This is a genomic window from Clostridioides sp. ZZV14-6387 (genome assembly GCF_020657835.1).
Lineage (GTDB): Bacteria > Bacillota > Clostridia > Peptostreptococcales > Peptostreptococcaceae > Clostridioides > Clostridioides difficile_A.
Map to the genome: position 1 here is coordinate 83,486 of NZ_JAGWCW010000009.1, position 19,796 is coordinate 103,281.

At 29.6% G+C, this 19,796-nt stretch carries 11 protein-coding genes; 1 reads left to right on the top strand and 10 read right to left on the bottom strand.

The annotated features are described in order from the left end of the window. Positions 1 to 140: 140 nt before the first annotated feature. The 3 genes from KGF38_RS07810 to KGF38_RS07820 form a co-directional block, all read right to left on the bottom strand. Positions 141 to 1,292, bottom strand: coding sequence for an acyltransferase family protein (locus KGF38_RS07810; protein WP_227832282.1), 1,152 nt, complete (start codon positions 1,290 to 1,292; stop codon positions 141 to 143). Positions 1,293 to 1,401: 109 nt separating this feature from the next. Beyond that, entirely contained in the window at positions 1,402 to 2,979 is a 1,578-nt protein-coding gene (locus tag KGF38_RS07815) for a cell wall-binding repeat-containing protein (protein WP_227832283.1), read from the bottom strand. 200 nt (positions 2,980 to 3,179) lie between these two features. Beyond that, positions 3,180 to 5,591 (bottom strand): cell wall-binding cysteine protease Cwp84, encoded by a 2,412-nt coding sequence (locus KGF38_RS07820; RefSeq protein ID WP_227832284.1) that lies wholly within the window; start codon positions 5,589 to 5,591, stop codon positions 3,180 to 3,182. Positions 5,592 to 5,789: 198 nt separating this feature from the next. Between KGF38_RS07820 and KGF38_RS07825 the strand changes: the two genes are divergently transcribed. Continuing rightward, on the top strand, positions 5,790 to 6,188 hold the full coding sequence (locus KGF38_RS07825; protein ID WP_227832285.1) for a GtrA family protein: 399 nt from the start codon (positions 5,790 to 5,792) through the stop codon (positions 6,186 to 6,188). Between the two features lie 48 nt (positions 6,189 to 6,236). Here the strand turns inward: KGF38_RS07825 and KGF38_RS07830 are convergent, their stop codons facing one another. The 7 genes from KGF38_RS07830 to KGF38_RS07860 form a co-directional block, all read right to left on the bottom strand. Continuing rightward, positions 6,237 to 8,069 carry a cell wall-binding repeat-containing protein gene (locus tag KGF38_RS07830; RefSeq protein WP_227832286.1) on the bottom strand — a complete coding sequence of 611 codons (1,833 nt, stop codon included), beginning with the start codon at positions 8,067 to 8,069 and terminating at the stop codon, positions 6,237 to 6,239. A 32-nt stretch (positions 8,070 to 8,101) separates the two neighbouring features. Next, complete coding sequence (locus KGF38_RS07835; RefSeq protein WP_167640335.1) at positions 8,102 to 8,809, bottom strand: PIG-L family deacetylase; 708 nt, start codon at positions 8,807 to 8,809, stop codon at positions 8,102 to 8,104. Between the two features lie 104 nt (positions 8,810 to 8,913). Continuing rightward, complete coding sequence (locus tag KGF38_RS07840) at positions 8,914 to 10,785, bottom strand: cell wall-binding repeat-containing protein (RefSeq protein WP_227832287.1); 1,872 nt, start codon at positions 10,783 to 10,785, stop codon at positions 8,914 to 8,916. Positions 10,786 to 11,210: 425 nt separating this feature from the next. Continuing rightward, positions 11,211 to 13,556, bottom strand: a complete 2,346-nt coding sequence (gene secA / locus KGF38_RS07845; protein WP_227832288.1) for a preprotein translocase subunit SecA — start codon at positions 13,554 to 13,556, stop codon at positions 11,211 to 11,213. Between the two features lie 300 nt (positions 13,557 to 13,856). Continuing rightward, the gene (gene slpA, locus KGF38_RS07850) at positions 13,857 to 16,022 is read right to left on the bottom strand and encodes an S-layer protein SlpA (protein ID WP_227832289.1); all 2,166 of its coding nucleotides are present in this window, start codon (positions 16,020 to 16,022) and stop codon (positions 13,857 to 13,859) included. A 281-nt stretch (positions 16,023 to 16,303) separates the two neighbouring features. Further along, positions 16,304 to 17,902, bottom strand: a complete 1,599-nt coding sequence (locus tag KGF38_RS07855; protein ID WP_227832290.1) for a cell wall-binding repeat-containing protein — start codon at positions 17,900 to 17,902, stop codon at positions 16,304 to 16,306. Between the two features lie 218 nt (positions 17,903 to 18,120). Beyond that, positions 18,121 to 19,722, bottom strand: coding sequence for a cell wall-binding repeat-containing protein (locus KGF38_RS07860; RefSeq protein ID WP_227832291.1), 1,602 nt, complete (start codon positions 19,720 to 19,722; stop codon positions 18,121 to 18,123). Positions 19,723 to 19,796 lie beyond the last annotated feature (74 nt).

The window sequence follows — 19,796 nt, forward strand, 5'->3', positions numbered from 1 at the left end:
AAAAATTACAAATTGTAATCTTTTTGTAATCTTTTATGGCATGATTTTTAAATTTTATCTAGAGGAAACTTGTATTATATCCGATACTTTCTGTATATTTAAACAAAAACAAAGGAGTTCTTGTCTAAAAAAACATCACACTAAATTTTGATAAATATTTTTTTCTTATACATAATGGACATTACTATAACCCAGAATAAGACATACAATAAAGAAAATACTAGCGAATCCCAAGTTGTACCTGCCCAAGGTGTTATAAGTTCATATGTAACCCACTCTACCAAAGTAGTTGGATAATCGACTTTATCTGTAAGTTTTGGAAGATTCCAAAAAACATGACTTAATATCTCAAGACACATATATGTAAAAATCGGGCTACTACCAAGTGCTATTACTGGTGTGAATATTTTACTCTTATTTTTGATGTCGCATATGAAATAAAATATTGCCAGTAATATACCATAACTTCCAGCCATTAAAAGTACAAATGAGCTAGACCATAATCTTTTATTAAATGGAAAATATTGATTAAAGATAAAAGCACATATTAGCAAAATAATACTCATAACTAATATTTTAAAGAATTTTTTGTATTCTCCTATGTTTTCTTTTAAAAGTACACATCCCATAATACAACCCAACATACCTGAAGAAATTGCTACTATACTAGTTAGGAATCCATCTGGTTCAAAATCCGGTTTGTATAAATGACCTTTAAAAAAATGGAAATCCACCAATTGTGCAAGAGAACCTTCTAACTCGAATCCATATGGTTTTGCAACTACATAATAACCTATTATTATAAATGCAGATATACATAAGAATATAATTATTGTCATAGTACTTCCTACATTTAATTTTTTTAATAGTAAGTATACTAAACTAGTTACAAAATAAACTAGTCCCATACGTTGAAGTACTCCAAGTATTCTCACAGTACTTAAGTCGTGATTTCCTAGGTAATTTAAGAAAAATCCAAATAATATAAGTAAAATACTTCTCTTAAATATACTGAGTACTATGCTTAATGTAGACTTATTGTTTTTTAGTTTACTATTTATTGATATTGGAATTGTAACCCCTAAAGATATAACAAAAAAAGGAAATGCAAAATCTGCAAGTGTTACACCATGCCATATAGCATGTCTTAGCTGAGGATACATTCTCATCCAAGTTCCAGGATTATTGCAAACTATCATGAGGGCTATTGATAGCCCTCTTATTATATCTATTGATTTAACTCTATTTTTCATAATTTTTGTATCTAATTTACCTTCAAATCCACTTTCCATATTACCTCCCCCAAGATTTAACTGTATATTTAGATTTAGCTATGAATCTATCTAACTATATATCTTCAGATATAAGTCTAAAATATAGCTTTCTTAAATATACATCTTTTTAATTAAGAAACTTCTTTAGAAATCCAAGTTTATCTAATATATCTTGTATCTTATTAATTTTCTGGCTTATAGAATCTATAGTTTTTTCTATTGAATCAACCTTAGCTTCTAAATCCTCAACCTGATTTACTTTTTTATCTATAGTTCCATGATTAGTAATGTCACTATTAGATGAGTTATCTATAAGCTTTCCTATATAACCATCATTAATTAATTTTGTATCATTAGCAGATGCCAATATCATCATTGTTTCTATATCTGAATTTCTAGTATTTTCTATAACTCTACCATTTTTGTCACGAACTGACAATATAGTTATCGTATCATGATTATTAAATCCACCTTCTCCAATATTTCTAACTATAACATTTACTAAAGTAGCATAGTTATTTACTTCACCATTAGGCATATCTACTGTAACAGTTTTTGAGCAATCGCCTTTTATGTTAATAGTTATTGGCTTATTTGTTACCATTCTAAAAGCCTCATTTACAGTATCCTCTTTTGGATTAAAGTTTATAATATCATTAGGGCTTGCAATATTTATCATATCAGTTAATTCTTCAACAGTTTTTGCCTCAAATACAGTCTTATCTTGTATACTCTTAATCTCATCAAAAGCTTCTTCATTTCCATTTCCACCAACTTGTGTTACAGTGCTTAATTTTTTCGTACTAAGTACATCTCTCTGCTTTGTATTTAGTTTATCTCCAACTAAAACAACTGGTGACTCATTTCTAGCTGCTAATACTCCAACTGCTAATGAATCTATAAGCTGATTTTCATTTTTACTTCCATCCTTAGTAACATATAGATTACTTAAACTTGTATCAGTATAAAACTTTTCTACTACTTTGGCATTAGTTTCATTTCTATCTTTTCCACTCAATCTTTCTGCATTCGGAAGGGTCTTTTCTATAGCTCTTGAGACAGAATTTGTACCTCCTATTACATATGCCTTTATAACTTTCTCATCTTTTATAAATTTTTCAAATGCTTCTACTCCATCTTTGGGACTAGATAATATTATAGGCATGTTGTTTTGAGCAGATGGTGCTCCAACACTAACAGCATCACTTAGACCTTTTTCTCCATTTACTACAGCCACTTCCTTAACATCTTTTATGTCTTTCAATTTATTAGCCAAAATCAATGAAGTTTCATATCTATCATTACCACTAATTCTTTCTACATTAAATCCTTCACTTTTCAATTGATTTTCTATATCTTTACTTAAAACAGTAGTACCACCTATCAAATAAATGTCCTTAGCTCCTAGACGTTTTATCTCTGCTTTAGTTCTATCATCCAATTTATTATTTTCTGTTAAAAGTATTGGTGCCCCTTTAACTTTTGCAAATGGTGTAGCCGAAAGAGCATCTGCTAATGACTTATCATTAACCAGTACTACATTAGTACTAGAGCTATACGCCTTTTGACTTATCTTTACAGCAGTTTCATATCTTCCATTACCTATTATTTTTTCCTCTGTAAGTGCATATGATGAAGTTATAGAAATGCTACTTAAAGTAAGCGCTATTGTCAATGTTGTTAAAATAGTTTTTGGTGCTTTCATTATTATTACCCCCTTATTTTGTTTAAAATCTTACTATATTTATATTATAAAATATCTTTACACTATTTTACAGTTTAAATTTATTACATTTTCATAAATAAAAGCCTTGACCATATTTAGGTCAAGGCTTTCTACTGTTTCATATTTGTAAAGTTCTATTAAATATTTTTTAATAATAAAATATATAACTTTTCTATTTACTATTTTCCTAAAAGACTATTTAATTCATTAAAAGCACTTTCATTTCCATTTCCACCAACTCTAATAGGAGTTTCTATTTTCTTAGATTTAAGAACACTTTTTTGACTTTCATCTAATTTATTTCCAACTAGAACTACTGGTGAATCAGTTTTAGCACCTAATGCTCCTACTGCTAGTCCATCTATTAAGTCACCTTGACTTTTTGAACCATCTTTAACAACAAAAGCATATTTTAAATCTGAATTAGTATAGAATTTGTCTATTATCTTAGCATTAGTTTCATTTCTATTACTTCCTGCAAGTCTTGTTGGATTTGAAAGCTTGCTTTCTAAGTTTGATGATAAAGTAGCTGTACCACCAATTATATAAGACTTAGCTATTTTTGATGAATTTAAAAACTCATCAGCACCTTGTAACTCACTCTTTTCATTAGTAAGTATTATTGGCATATTGTTATCAGCTGCTGCTGCGCCAACACTTATTGCATCTGCAAGTCCATTGACACCATTTGCCACTACAACTTGTGAAACAGATTTTATACTGTTTAGTTTTTGAGCTAAAGATATACTAGTCTTGTATCTATCGCTACCAGAAATTCTTTCTACTGATATACCCATATTGCTAAGTTGAGTTTGTACATTCTTACTTAAAGAATTCTCTCCACCTATTAGATAAACCTTTTTAGTTCCTAATCTTTGTAATTCTGCTTTAGTTTTTGAATCTAAGTTATCTTTTCCTGTTAAAAGGATTGGAGAATCAATTGCTGCTGTAAATGGTGTAGCTGTTAAAGCATCCACTATTGCATTTCCATTTACTAGTACTGCATTTTGTGAAGAAGTCCACCCTTTTTGACTAACTTTAACTGCTGTTTCATATCTGTCTGCCCCAGTTAAAGATTCTCCTGAAGTAGCTTGTCCAGAAGATGTTTTTGTTATAGCTTTTATAACAAAGTTACAAGGAGAAAATTCACTGTATGTATTTATATCTTCAAATTTATTGTTTTGAAGTATGTAACTTTCACCTAAGTTTGCTTTAGCTTCATATAGATAGTATCCATCTATGTTAGTTTCATATGCTAAAGTTGATTTTTCTCTATTAGGATTTGCTGTGTTATCTATAACTACTACTATTGCACCTTTCCCTTTTGGAAGGTTATAAGAGTTAGTAGACACATTTATGTATCCAGAGTATGATACTGTTCCATTTGCAAGTTTTGTCATTGAGTTGTTTTGAGGAACTCCATTTACTACTGGTGCATAATATACTTCATATTTTGCTCCTACAGAGTCTGTTTCAAACATAACTGAGTCAAGCTTTTCAGAGTCTCTGCTGAAATCAAATACATTTGCTGCTGTTATTTTATTTGACATTATCTTACTAAGACCAGCATATTCAAGTTGGTACATTTTTTTGTCACTGTCTGGTTTTGATACTGATTTCATTGCATAGTTATCTGTATCTGTTAAAATAGTTTTGTCTTCATAAGAAATCCAGAAGAATCCTTTCATAGAGTTGAATTCTCCCCAGCTACTTTTTACTAACCAAGCTCCATTTGATTCTGGCTTAACATCAGAAGCAAAGTTGTCCTTTGAATAATTGTCATCCCATCCTACTATAGCTACAGCATGATTTAAAGGTGCTCTCTTATTTGTACAATTATATGCTGTTTCATCTTTATTAAAATATGTTGAATAATGTGCATATCCTGATGTAACAGAACCATATTGCATTATAGCATTTTTTACAGTTTCTTTATCTTTACCAAGACGAATAACATCTGTTACATTAAATTGAGTTGGTGCAGTATCCATATTTGAAGGTCTAGTTGCACCTTGTTCTTCAGATTTAAGATTATATGGTATATCTTTTTCTAATTTAGGTCCTGCCCATGCAGTCAAATATCCTATAGCTGTTACATTTGAGCTACCTGACATATCATCTAAATTCCATCCATACGTTCCACCAGTTGACCACCATCTAAAGTGTTCTTCTGAAAGGTCATAAGTTCCATAACCTTTTAACTTTAAGTATGATTCTAAAGTTGACATACTAGAAAATGCCCAGCATGTATTAAGATTTCCTTGATTTTTTGCTGGTGTAGTCAATCCTAAATTTATTGGATTGTACGATGCACTCGCTTTGTATGATGATGGAAGAGTGCTTCTTCCCTTATTTTGAAGTATTGTACCTTCCATTTCATGTGGAACTGGTATTACTCCATTATATTTTGCTGTATCTCCATTTTTGACATCTTCTAGATATTGAAGATAGCTTTCAGAGTATTCTGCAGTTTCTACTCCATCTAGTGTTTTATTGTTTTCTGCTGATACAGGTACTGTTGACACTATTAAAAAGCAAACTGTCAACAATGCCAGTAGCTTTGACAATTTTTTTGATTTGTACTTTCTCATATTTACCCCCTTGTATGTATTTAATTTTTATTATATCAGATTTCTAAATCAAGGTCATATTTTATTTTGATAAAATATGTATTATAAGTGTATATTAATTTTATAATGTATTGATTTATTAATTAATAGATATGTTATACTAAAATATGTTAGAATTTTCAAGAATAGTTATATTTGATTAGTTTGGGAGGGTTATATTTGATTTTTAAAAAACATAAAGAGACAATATTATATTTATTTTTTGGAGCATTTACTACCCTTGTAAATATAGTTTCTTATTTATTTTTTACTAGAGTTATTTCATTTAATTTTATGGTTGCAAATGCTTTGGCATGGATTCTTGCTGTCTTATTTGCTTATGTTACTAATAAGTTTTTTGTGTTTGAAAGTAGAAAAGTTGAGTTAAAATTTTTATTTAAGGAGTTTTTGTCTTTTGTTAGTTTTAGGTTGATTTCTGGTATTATAGAAATGGTTATTATGTATATAATGATTGATTTACTTTTTGTAAATGATGTTATAGTGAAGGTTTTTACTAATATAGTAGTTATAGTTTTAAATTATTTATTTAGTAAGATGATAATTTTTAGGAAACAATAAAGTAGACTACTAGAAATAGTAATCTACTTTCAAAATCTTATTTAAACTTTAAAATCCATCATCCGTTGAGTTTGATCTTCCCCATCTAGAAATTCTTTTAGTCAAAGTATTAGCTTCTACAACTTCTACATATGATCCATCCTTAGCTTTTGTAATAAATGAACTATCCGATTTTGGTACAACAGTCCAATCACTTAAATCAATTCTATCTCCCACATACATAGCTACTGGTTTGTCTTTTACTATTCTATAATAAATTTTATAATCTGAATCTTTAGGTTCAGTAAATAATGTTACCATAACAGAGTCTTCTTTTGGAGTAGAACATTTATTTACCTCAACAGACAATCCACGTGCTACCTCATCATCTTTTTTAGTATCGTCAATTTTTGGTTTTTTCCCACTTATAGCAATATCTTTTGTTCCAGTCACCATATCAATATTTCCAGAATTTTTTACTATAGCACTAGTACTGCTGTTTGATATTTTTGTTATGTCTCCATAATTTGAGATGTATGTATCTTTAGCACTTGAAAGTATAGTTATAAGCCATATATCTCCATCTCTTTCATTTTCAATTTTGCAGCCATTATCATCATAAATATCTAAGTCCTGTATACTACCACTGTTAATAAGTGTGTTACTATTTATATCAACTAGTTTTATACCTCCATCAATTTCTCCAGTATTCTTTATATCTCCATTTGGCATGTTAATTGTTATTTGTTGTTTATATATTCCATAAAATTCAACTGTTATAGCCTTATCAGTTTCTATTTTGAATGAATTTGTTACATTCCTATCTTTCTCAGGTTTAAACATTATAACATCATTTGCATCAGCTTTTTTTATAGCTACATTCATTTCATCAATGGTTTCCACAGTATACTTAGTCTCTTCTTGTATATCTAGTATATCTCCTACAACATTTTCATTTCCTAAGCCACCAATTTGAGTAACTTTATCTATAATTTTAGTATTTAATATATCTTTTTGATTAGTATCTAATTTATTACCTGCTAGAAGTATTGGAGAATCATTTTTTGCAGCTAATACTCCTACTGCCAAAGAATCTATTAAATCATTCTTATTCTTTGTACCATCTTTTGTAACATAAATATTTTTTATATCAGTATCTTTATAGAATTCTTCTATAATCTTTGCATTTGTCTCACTTCTACTCTCTCCTGCTATTCTTGTAGCATTTGGTAAACTTCTTTCTACAGAATTAGAAATAGAATATGTCCCACCTATTACATATGAATTTTTGATATCTTTACTATCTATAAAATTATTTGCTACTTCAATTCCATCATTTGAATCAGAAAGTATTATTGGCATATTTTCTTGAGCTGCTATAGCTCCAACACTTACAGCATCAGCAAGTCCTTTTTCTCCATTTACCACAACTATTTTAGATATAGAATTTTCCTTATCTAATTTTTCTGCTAATTTTAAAGAAGTTTCATATCTACTACTCCCAGATATTCTTTCAAAGTTTATATTATTTGCATCTAATTGCTTTTCAACATTTGAACCTATTGCAATTGAGCCACCTATCAAATATACATTTTTTACACCAAGTCTTTTTAACTCTGCTTTTGTTCTACTATCCAGTTTATTACTTTGAGTTAATAGTATTGGAGCATCTTTTGCCTTTGCAAATGGAGTAGCTGATAAAGCATCTGCTATTGAATTATCATTTACTAATATAGCATTATCAGATTTTGTCCATCCAGCTTGACTTATTTTTATAGCAGTTTCCCATCTACCAGAACCTGTTAGTGTATCTTTGGTAGACGCATTAGACATATTTCCATATAATGTAACAGATAAAAATGTTATAGTTAATAATGACACTATCTTTTTTGATATTTTCATTAATTATTACCTCCTAATTCTTTAATAATATTTTATGGAGCATGTACATACTGTATTTTACTTGTAGCTAGTTCATCAAAGTGAGATTTTACTGAATGGTACCCTATAGCATAATGACCACTTTCTGGATTCCATTTCTTATATGAATTCATTGCACTTAATAACTTCTCTTCTTGGCTAGGCAATACCTCCCATACTTCTACATTTGGATTAACTTTTTTAAAATCAATGTAGTCATATGGTTCTACATAAAATCTTAAGTCTTTTATTTTACCTTCTTTATATAATTCTAAAGCTGCTTCACCTAATGCTCTATGGTCTTCATGTATTCCACTAGCTTTAAATGGAGTAACTGTTTTTACTTTCGCATCTGGATATTCTTTTAGATACTTAAGAATTATTTCTCTTGCTTTTTCTTTATTTAGCTCACCATCATGAGCTCTATTATCTTCTATATGTATATTGCTTTCTTTTACACCCATTGCTTCACAACTATCTTTGAATTCTTCATCTCTATTTTTTGAAAATTCACTTTCTGATAGAGAATACTTATGCACATCTTTAATATGATAAGAACATGTTCCTCCATCATCTAGAACTTTTCTTATTATTGATTTACTACCATCTGTACACAAAATTACGTGTGTATCACTTTTTTCAACGTGCTCAATTATGGCACTACCCATACTTAAAGTTTCATCATCTTGATGTGGTGTAAAAAATAAAGTTGCATCTACCACTACTATATCCTCCTATTTCATAAAATGTTATAATCTACAATAAATAACTAAACTGTAGAAAAAGATTCCTATATATTAAGGAATCTTCTCCACAGTATAGATTATTACCAACCTAGTATTTTAGCTATCTTTTGTATTACTGTCAATTCAACCCCATTACCTATTTGAGTTACTTCTGCACCAAGATTTAATTTTTTATCAAGAGCACTTTTTTGTGAATCTGTTATATCATTTTTAGCTAGAAGTATTGGTCCTTTTCCTGCTGCTAAAGGACCTGATGCTAATGCATCCACTAGCATACCATTATTTCCATATCCATCTTTAGCTATATATAATTTATCTAATTTATCATAATATGTTTCTATGACTTTGGCATTAGTATCGTGTCTTGTTTCTCCTTCAACTCTTTGAACCTTTCTATCTTTATCAATATCAATAAGTTGATTTTCAATTTGACTAGATACATTATTAGAACCACCAACTATACCAATCTCTTTTCCATCCATCAATTTGATAGCTTCTGCTGAGAGATCATTCCAGCCATTTACTATTATAGGAGCCTTAAGTTCAGCAGCTTTTGCAGCTATACTCATAGCATCAGCTTCACCTTTCGCACCTACTACAAATGCATCTTTAAAAGAACCCATAGCTTTTGCTACTGCTACAGAAGTTGTATGTCTATCATCTCCAGCTAGTCTTTCAACATTTTTAGTTACTGATTCTAATTGCTTTTTAGCTGTATTTGATACTGCTGATTCTCCTCCAACTATATATATTTTAGCTGATGGATTTTTCTTAATTATATCTTTTATATAGTCTAAAGTTACTTTTGGTATTTCATTATCAGATGCTAATAATATAGGTGCTTTTTTAGATTGAGCTAGTGGTGTAGCTGCTAATCCATCAACTAGTTTATTTGAATTAACTATAACTACATTGTCAGTATATTTTGTTTGTTTTGCTATAGCTACAGCAGTTGCATATCTATCATCTCCAGCTATCAATTTAACTTTTGAATTTCCTTCTAATGCAGATTTAGCATCTTTTAAATCCTTCTCATTAGTACTTTCTACAGTAAGCTCTATAGCTTTTCCAGATGCATCAGTATACTTAACAGTAAATTTATATTTTCCTGTTTCTGAATCTTTTGCTGAAATATCACTAATTGATTTTGATGTGCCATTTACTACCATATTACCTTTAACAGTTAATCTATATCCATCATATAAATCTTGTGGTGAAACTGTATTTAGGTCACTATTTTTTATAGTTATTTCAGCTAATTTAACATCAGCTATGTCTTTAGTTCCTGCTAAACCTAACTTATTTATTTTATTTACTTTAAATCCTTCTACAGATGGGTCTAAGTTTGTTCCAGTTGAATCAACTGGATTTGCTACTAAATCAATTTTTTCATCACCAATACTTACCTCTATAGTTTTAGAAGTTATTGTTTCTTTTTTATCCCTTAAAGTTATAACTAGTTTGTCTTTAGCACTATCATATGAAGCCTTTACATCTGCAACTCCATAAATTCCATTAGTTTCAGTTTTAGCTTTTTCTGTTATAGAATTAGCTTCAGCTGAAAGGTCTGCTGAGTTTTCATATTTTTCAATTGCTTCAGCAACTACTTCATTAGCACTGTTTGTTGTATGCCCTTTATCTGTTATAGTTACTAGAAGTTCTTTATTTTCTCCCAAGGCATTTACTAATTTTTCTAATTCATCTATGTTAGTTATTATTTTTAACTGTGATGAAGTTTCACCAACTTTTATTTCATATATTGGTTGTCCAACTTGAGAACCTCCAGTGTACTTTTGAGACATTAAGTCTCTAACTTTTGAAACTAATTCTGTAGCTTCTTTTTTAGTTATTGTTTCTTTTTTTACCTGTGTAGTTTCTGCAGCAAAAATTGGAGCTACTGATGTACTTATCATTGCAGCTGCCATAACTATAGAAAGATTTTTTCTATTCATAGTATTTTCCCCCTAAAAAATTCAATTTTTCATCATTTTTTCCTTATTTACCAATTATAATATATATTTGATATTATTTCAATAAATAGGCTATATTGTAATAACTAACCATTTAGTATGAAATTCTTTTTTATACTTTATTTTTTAAACATTTATGTATACAAAAAAGTAACAAAATTGTAATTTTTTTTTATAATCCAGTTTATAACTGATAGACTTTTCATCTTCTTTATAGTATAATATTAAATGGAAGAAAGAAATTTCAAGCATCTCTTTTTTCCGTATTTCTCACACAGAAAAAGAAGCTGATTTTCAGCTTCTTTTTCATTTATATGAATTTACTAATTTAATTATAATCTTACCATATATAAATCAAAATGCTTATTATTACTTATTTTTAATGAAGGTAATCTAAGTTATCATTTTTAATTAAATTTATATAGGTATTGTACTGTTGTTTCCCTTATATTTTTATTTAGTTCTTCAAACATATCGTATCCTTCTAAAGCATATTCCTTAAATGGATCTTTTTGAGCATAAGTTTTTAGACCTACATACTGTCTCAATTGTTCCATAGCATCTATATGGTCTATCCAGTATTGATCAACTACTTTTAAAAGTACTGTCTTTTCCAACTCTGCAACCTTTTCAATACCAACCATCATCTTTTTCAAGTCATAAACTCTTTTTGAAATTTCATAAGTGCTATCAACTATTTCTTGAACACTTTTTTTATCTACTCCAGGAATTAATAATGTATCTGCTGGCATAAATGTACTGTATAAATGTTTAAAATATCCATAATAATCTCTTTTTCTTCCAATTAAATAAGTTTCTCCTGCTTCTTGTATAATATCCTTAACCATTTTTTGAATATCTTCTTGAATATCCTCATCATTTAGAACTTTATTTCTTTCATTGTATATAACTTTTCTTTGCTCATTTATAGTATCATCATATTTAAGAACATTTTTTCTTATTTCAAAGTTTTTGCCTTCTACACCTTTTTGTGCTCTTTCTATAGCTCTTGTAAGTGCCTTGCTTTCAATAGCTGTATTTTCCTTTGAATTTGTTCTCTTCATAAGTTTCTCTATAGTTTTTCCACCATAAAGTTTTATTACATCATCTTCAAGACTTACAAAAAATCTTGATGTCCCTGGGTCTCCTTGACGACCAGAACGTCCTCTAAGCTGGTTATCAATTCTTCTTGATTCATGTCTTTCTGTTCCTATAACATAAAGACCACCTAAATTTTTAACTTCTTGTTCTTCATCTTTATCTCCTGCTCCTAAAGAGATATCAGTTCCTCTACCTGCCATATTTGTGGCAATTGTTATAGCATCCAGTTTACCAGCTTTAGAGATTATTTCTGCCTCTCTATCATGTTGTTTTGCATTTAAGACTTGGTGTTTTATCCCTTGTTTTTTAAGCATTTTAGATAACTTTTCAGACTTTTCAACGGAAACTGTACCAACAAGTATTGGTTGTCTAGTCTTATGTATCCTTATTATTTCTTCTACAACAGCATCGTATTTTTCTTCTTCTGTTTTAAATACTTTATCATGTAAATCAGCTCTAATAACTGGTTTGTTGGTTGGTATTTGAACAACATTTAATTTATAGATTGACTCAAATTCTCCTTCTTCTGTCTTTGCAGTACCAGTCATTCCTGAAAGTTTTTCATACAGTCTAAAGAAATTTTGATAAGTAACTGTAGCCATGGTTTTAGATTCATTTTTTATTTCAACACCTTCTTTAGCCTCTATAGCTTGATGAAGCCCATCTGTAAATCTTCTTCCATCCATTACTCTTCCTGTAAATTCATCAACTATCATTACTTCTCCATTTGAAATAACATAGTCAACATCTTTTTCCATAAGCTTATGAGCTCTTAAAGCTTGATTTATATGATGATATAATTCGATATTCTTTATATCAGTAATGTTCTTTATACTAAAAAATGACTCTGCCTTACTTATACCACTTTCTGTTAGGGCTATAGTTTTATCTTTTCTATCTAGTTCAAAATCTTCTTCTTTAACAGTTTTTATAAAGTTATTTGATAACTCATAAAGATTTAAATCTTCATCTCCTTCTCCAGCAATAATCAGTGGAGTCCTGGCTTCATCTATAAGAATAGAATCAACTTCATCTATTATAGCAAAATTTAATAATCTTTGTACTTTATCAGTTTTTTTGGTTACCATATTATCTCTTAGGTAATCAAAACCAAATTCATTATTAGTTCCATAAGTAATGTCACACTCATACTGATTTTTTCTAGTAGCATTATCAAGATTAGCCACAATTACTCCTACTGTCATACCTAAAAAATTATATACTGATTCCATAATTTCTTTATCACGTTGTGCTAAATAGTCATTTACAGTGACAACATGTACACCTTTACCAGTTAAAGCATTTAAATAAACTGGTGCTACCTCGGCTAATGTCTTCCCTTCTCCAGTTTTCATCTCTGCTATTTTTCCTTGATGAATTACTATTCCTCCCAGTAACTGAACTCTATATTGACGCATTCCTAATACTCTTTTTGAAGCTTCTCTAGCGACAGCAAAGGCATCAGGTAATATTTCATCTAAAGTCTCTCCTGAACTTAACCTATTTTTCAAGATATTAGTCATAGCTCTTAATTCATCATCTGACATATCTGACATATCTTTTTCTAATGCTTCTATTTTATCTACTATTATATTTAATTTTTTAATTTCTTGCTCATCGGCCTTGTCTAAAATTGAATCCAGAACTGACATATTTTGTTTACCTCCTAAATTTATAATCCAACTACTATTATACATTAAAAAAGTAGAATAGTAGACAATTATTTTAATGTATAGTATAATGATGATACTTAAATAAATAATTACATCTTATTTTTTAAGTATTTCTCACATAAAAAAGAGGCTAATAGCCTCTTTTTTATTTTACAAAGAGTTTCAAGTTAACTTATTTGAAACTCTTCATAGATATTAATGTTTAAAAATATAATCTTATTATTTAATAAATAAAAAGACTTCTCAAATAAGAAGTCTTTTTTATTTATTAAATTTAGATTACATATCTAATAAATCTTTTAATTTAGTTATTAATGAACTAGATATTCCTTTACCAACTTGAACTAAGTTTTCAGCTCCACCAGCTTTTACAGCTTTACTTACTGCTACTGTTTGATCAGTAGATAATGAATCAGTAGCTAATACAATTGGAGCTGGAGAAGCTACACCATCAGCAAGATCAAAGTTTGCTGCAACTGGAGCAGCTGCTAATGCATCTACTAATTGATCTTCTTTAGTTGAACCATCTTTAGCTACAAAGAAGTTTTCAACATCAGCGTTATACTTGAAGTACTCTTTTATAACTTTAGCATTAGTTGCTTGTCTATCTTCTCCACTAATTCTATCAGGAGCTTTTCCAGTAGCATCATCTATAGATCTTTCCACATCTTTAGATACACTATTTTCTCCACCTATTACATCAACATCAGAATCATCTAAGAAATCTTTTGTAGCTTCATTTATTTCTTTAGCTTTTCCATCTACTACTACTATTGGAGTAGCATGACCATTTTTGATTTGAGAAGCAACTGGAGCTATACTCATAGCGTCTGCTAATCCTGTTCCACCAACAACATATGCTTTATCATTGTCTAAACCTATTTCATCAGCTATTTCTAATGAAGTAGCATATCTATCATCACCTGCTAATCTTGTAACTTTAAGTCCTAAATCTTTTAATTCATTTTCTACTTCTTTAGATATAGAATTAACACCACCAGCTAAATATACTTTTTTAGATGTATTTACTCCTGTTGTAGATTTTAAATTCATAACTCTCTTGATTTCAGATTTAACACTTGCATCTAGTTTATCTTTTGAAGTTAATAATAATGGAGCTTTCTTTTCTGATGCTAAAGGAGAAGCAACAAGCCCATCAACTATAGATTGAGATCCAACTAATACTAAATTATTAACTGCATCATCAGTCACAGCATTATCATCAGTTGAATTGTAGTATTTATTACATAATTCTATTGCAGTCTCTATTCTATCTTCACCTGCTACAGTTACAGAATTAGAATAACCATTATTATATGTTTTTAAATCTTCAAAATAATCAATTAGATCCTTTAATCTATCAGCTTTAATTGTAGCTTTCAATGGAGAATCTGGAGTAGCTAAACTTGCACTCTTAGTATTTAATCTTTTACCTTCAGCAAAAATAGAAACTTGATATTTAGAGCTAACTTTTTGTATTAAATTACTTTCTGTTCCATTATTATCTAACGCTTTTAATGCAGTGATTATTTCTTCTATATCACTTTTTACAAATACATATCTTTCAGCTAAATCTTTAGCTTCTCTATATGAATTTGCATCTATATCTATTATTTCTTCTTTTGCATTTACAACTCTAAGCTTTATATTTTTATCTGCTCCCACTGTTGCGCTCGTTGCAAAAGCACTAAATTTACCAGTAGCTTTATCAAGAGTAACAGTTTGAGATAAATCTAATTTAGTATCACCAACATTTAATGTCATTTCTGTTTCACCATTACTTAATAATGGATTCACTAGAGTATACTCTTTAACACCAGTATCTACTTTACCAATTTTAATTCCACTAGATACAATAGCTGGTTTTATACTTATTTTAACTGAATTACCTGAAATTTTTGCATCAAATACATCCTTAAACGTAAGAGCTGTAGTTGATGTATTATCAGCACCACCACTAGCACCAACATTTCCAACAACACCATCGTCTTGAGCAGTTCCTGCTGGAACTGCTACTGTAGTTGATGCAGCCATACTTCCAGTACCTGAAGCAGCTGTTAAAGTTGCAAAGTATTCAGCATCTGCTTTATCAGACTCACCTACAACAGCTATATCAAAATCAACATAGTCTCCATCACCTAAATTATCTAACTTATCATCAACTAATGATTTTAATTTTTCACTAGCTAATTGTACTTGAGTTTTTCCTGTAGTACCCACAGTTTCTTTTGTTGGATCAATTGTTGCAACAATAGATCCATTAAAAGAAACTCCTATTGTTTTAATTTGTCCACTTAATAGTCCATCTTGTAATTCCTTTACAGCCTTCTCGTACTTATTTTGCGAAATTGTGTAGTTTTGCACATCTCCAGCTGCAAATACTGGTGCAGCAGAACCTACAACAGTAACAGCTGCCATAGCCATTGCTAAATTTTTCTTATTCATTTCTTAAATTCCTCCCAACATTATATTAAATTACATCTCTTTAATTATGTACATATAAATTTCATGTTCATACAAACCAAATATTTCTCACACTCTTATGATAGACCATATAAAATATAATTTCAATAATTTATACAAAATTAATAGAAGTTTTTTCCAACAAATTAAGTGTTTTTTCACCATTTTTTGTTTTTTTAAATTTTTCGTTCATTTTTAATTATTATTTTCATTTTATTTTTAATCAACTTTATATTTTCTATTATAAGATACTAGAATAAAATCTAGCTATTTAAAAATTCCATTGTAGCATTAATTTCACCTTTAGTAGAAACATATATCCCAAATCCAAAGCTATAAAATTCTTCTTTTAACATATTGTCATTATACTTAGAAGACTTTTTCCATAAATCAAAAATAGACCTAGCTATATCTTTTGCATCTTTAGATGTATAAACAGACTTAATATTCATAGGTAGATATGCAATATTCTCTCCAGTTCTCATTCCAAAACCCGAAAAAATTTCAGCTGCATTTTTACCATCTATTTCATGAGCAAATATCTTCTTATCATCCATATACTTAGACCATGCATTTGACATTCCAGCCAAAGAATTTAATTCTTTTAAAGTATTCTTACCTTTTTCTTTCCTATATGAATTAACTAAATCATACATCTCATTAGAAACCATAGCCTTAAACTCATAACCATTAGGATCTCTTGTACTTGTATCTACAATTACCTTGACATTTACATTAATCTCACACTTTTGACCAAAATTATCAAAAGCGCTTATATTCAAAACATATGTCCCGGCATTGCTAGTATCCACAGTTCCCTCAATATTAGTCTTTAGATTATTACCATAATAATCAGTTGCAACTATATTTAACATACTATTATTAAACTTATCTCCTACAGAAAGCTCTATATCATTAGCAGTTATTGTAGGCAATGTATTTTTATCAGATGCAGAACTCAGACATTGTTCAACAACCTTATTATCCATCCCACCTAAAGAAGTAAGCTCATCAGCTCCCTTAAGTATATTTTTATCACTTCCATCATTAACAAGTACTATAGGTTTTTCTTTAGACAGTGGAGAACCAGCCACAGCATCAACTAACTTATATCCTTGAGAAACATAAAACTTCTTTGTTCCCTTATAAAATCGTTGTATAACCTTCTTATTAGTCTCAAATCTATCCTTTCCAGCAATCCTAACAGAATTAGTCTTATTAACTAGTTCATTACTCATTATCTCCTCTGACCCAAGAGAATAGCACTGAACACCATCAACTTTAAATGGAATACTCTTTCCATCTGTAAGTATAACAGGCACTCCATCTCTGGCAGCTACAGAAGAAACGCTCATTGCATCAGCTTCACCTGTATATCCATTTACAAGAAATACCTTATCACCTTTATTTACTGGTTTAATAGTAGAGATTTCTTTTGCTATAAGATAACTAGTCTTTATCCTATCTTCTCCACCAATTCTCTTAACCTCAATTCCTTTATTCTTAAGTTGATTTTCTACAGATTTACCTATAGTATCCTCTGTCCCTATGACATAAGCATTCTTAACATCCTTTAATCTCTTTTCAACAGCTGTTGGTATCTTATCTTTTTGTACCAACATTATAGGCGCTTTAGTCACTCCTGATAATCCACTTGCACTTAATCCATCCACTATAGAATTATCAGTGTTTACTAATATAACTGTATCATATATTTGTTTGTCGGCTATTAATGCAGAAGTCTCATATCTATCCTTCCCTTGTATCTTTTCTATACCTGAAAATGCATTAATATTTGATGCGCCTGCCATCATTAATGTTACTGCCAATCCTATCAATAATATTCTCTTATTTACCTTCATCAAACTCCTCCTACTAATTTTTTATATAATTCAACTCATTATAAATTACATCCTCAGTAGTCATTCCCTCTAAACTTATAAATTTCTAAAATAAAAAACACCTAAAATACCATAATCTATAAAAGCAATAACAAAACAGATTACAAAAAGTACTTTAGATGTGATTTTCATTTTATAATATCAGTAAATTAATAAAAAAACAAGATTTTTGGTATTTTTTACAAGCTACCTTCATTGCCATTTAAAAATTCTTGAGTAGCATGTACTTGACCATCAGACAGTATATAAATCCCAAACCCAGTACTGTAAAACTCATTACTAAGCATATTTACATTGTATTCAGGAGACTTCTTCCACGCTTCAAATATAGTCTTTGCCAAATCTTTTGCATCTTGAGTTGTCTGAACATCCTTAGACTTGATATAAATATATGCTATATTCTCTTCACTTCTCATTCCAAATTCAGAAAATACTTGTGGCGCATTTTTACCATCTATATAATGTGCAAAAACTTTTTTATCCATCATATACTTAGACCATGCGTTTGCCATACCTTCTAGCTTACTAGACACTACCAAAGGCTCTTTACCTTTTTCTTTCCTATAAGAATTAATTAAGTTATACATTTCAGTAGATACCATTTTTTTGAATTCTGGGCTATTGTAATCATGAGATTTATCATCCAAAACTTCTATTTGAACTCTTTTTTCTGTACTTTTACCCCACTCATCTGTAGCTTTTAATGTCAATATGTATGTACCTACTCTATTTGTATCTATAAACCCATCAATTTTTATTGGCAATACCTTCCCAGTATTATCTTTAGCAACTATATTTAACTTACTACTGTCAAACTTTTCACCTTTATATATTTCTGTTGTTCCTATTGTAATTGTTGGAGATTGTCCATTTGATTTTGAGGCACTCATACATTGTTCTATCACCTTGTCACTCAACTCTCCTACAGAAGTTATATGATTTGCTCCTTCTAACACAGATTTATTACTACCATCATTTACTAATACTACTGGATATTCTTTAGTCAGGGGTGCAGCTGCTATAGCATCTACTAACTGATATCCATCTGATATATAGAATCCATCTACATTTTTATAAAAGTAGTCTATTACCTCTTTATTAGTTTCAAATCTGTCAGTTCCTTCTATTCTAACTGAATTTGTGTTTTTTACTAAAGAACTGCTCATTATCTCCTCTGACCCTATACAATAAGACTGAACATTTTTGACATCAAAAGGCACACTCTTTCCATCTGTAAGTATAATTGGAGCTCCATCTCTAGTAGCTACTGATGATACACTCATTGCATCTGCTTCTCCACTATAGGCATTAGTTAATAATACTTTGTCCACTTTTTTTATAGTTGCTATTTCTTTAGCTATTAGATAACTTGTTTTTAGTCTATCTTCTCCACCAATTCTTTTTACTTCTATATGTTTAGAATCTAGTTCTTTTTCTACTGATTTACTTATAGTATCTTCTGTACCTATTATGTATGCTTTTTTGATATTTTTTAGACATCTATTTGTCTCTGTTGGTATCTTATTTTTTTGTGTAAATAATATTGGTGCTTTTGTGGCACCTGACAACCCACTTGCACTTAATCCATCTGCAAGCGATTTTTCTGTATTTACTAAAATTACTGTTTCATAAGTTTGTCTATCAGCTATCTTTGCTGCTGTTTCATATCTATCTTTGCCATATATTTTTTCTACTACTGATGATGCATTTACACTTTTGAAGTTTACCAAGATTAATGATACTGCTAGACCTAATGATAATATTTTTTTATTCATTTTCATATCCCCCTGATGATTTTTATGTTTTATATTTATATTCTGTTTACTTTTTTTAATTATTTTGTTATTTTTTGTAT

Coding starts and splice junctions, on each gene's coding strand:
- KGF38_RS07820 (WP_227832284.1), bottom strand. CDS start 5,591: ATGAGAAAGTACAAATCAAAAAAATTGTCAAAGCTACTGGCATTGTTG.
- KGF38_RS07810 (WP_227832282.1), bottom strand. CDS start 1,292: ATGGAAAGTGGATTTGAAGGTAAATTAGATACAAAAATTATGAAAAAT.
- KGF38_RS07860 (WP_227832291.1), bottom strand. CDS start 19,722: ATGAAAATGAATAAAAAAATATTATCATTAGGTCTAGCAGTATCATTA.
- secA (WP_227832288.1), bottom strand. CDS start 13,556: ATGTCAGTTCTGGATTCAATTTTAGACAAGGCCGATGAGCAAGAAATT.
- KGF38_RS07830 (WP_227832286.1), bottom strand. CDS start 8,069: ATGAAAATATCAAAAAAGATAGTGTCATTATTAACTATAACATTTTTA.
- KGF38_RS07840 (WP_227832287.1), bottom strand. CDS start 10,785: ATGAATAGAAAAAATCTTTCTATAGTTATGGCAGCTGCAATGATAAGT.
- slpA (WP_227832289.1), bottom strand. CDS start 16,022: ATGAATAAGAAAAATTTAGCAATGGCTATGGCAGCTGTTACTGTTGTA.
- KGF38_RS07815 (WP_227832283.1), bottom strand. CDS start 2,979: ATGAAAGCACCAAAAACTATTTTAACAACATTGACAATAGCGCTTACT.
- KGF38_RS07855 (WP_227832290.1), bottom strand. CDS start 17,902: ATGAAGGTAAATAAGAGAATATTATTGATAGGATTGGCAGTAACATTA.